The sequence below is a fragment of the Paraburkholderia sp. SIMBA_027 genome (assembly GCF_046535315.1).
Taxonomy (GTDB): domain Bacteria; phylum Pseudomonadota; class Gammaproteobacteria; order Burkholderiales; family Burkholderiaceae; genus Paraburkholderia; species Paraburkholderia tropica.
In genome coordinates this window covers 1-255 of the sequence record NZ_JAWRWY010001078.1, presented here as the reverse complement: position 1 = coordinate 255, position 255 = coordinate 1, and the positions used below count along the sequence as shown (strand labels likewise).

Genomic DNA, 255 nt, shown 5'->3' with positions numbered 1-255 from the left:
AGTTCGAGCGAACGACAGGCGGCCATTTCGGCGGGCAACGCACGGAGCCGGTTGCCCGCGAGCATCAGCTTCTGCAAGCGTGAACAATCGCCGATATCGGCCGGCAGTTCGTCGATTGCGTTGTCGGTCAGGATCAGCCAGCGCAGCGCGCGCGGCAGCGAACCGCGCGGCACCGTGCGGATCAGGTTCGCCTTGAAGCCGATCATGTCGAGCTGCGCACACGTGCCGAGGACTTCGGGAAATTCGGTGAAGTCG

The 255-nt window shown here is 64.3% G+C and carries 1 protein-coding gene; it reads right to left on the bottom strand.

Annotation, left to right across the window (positions count from 1 at the left end; all coding sequences use genetic code 11):
• Positions 1-255 (bottom strand): leucine-rich repeat domain-containing protein (locus SB764_RS42425; protein WP_410867097.1); only part of this gene is annotated, 255 nt, incomplete at both ends.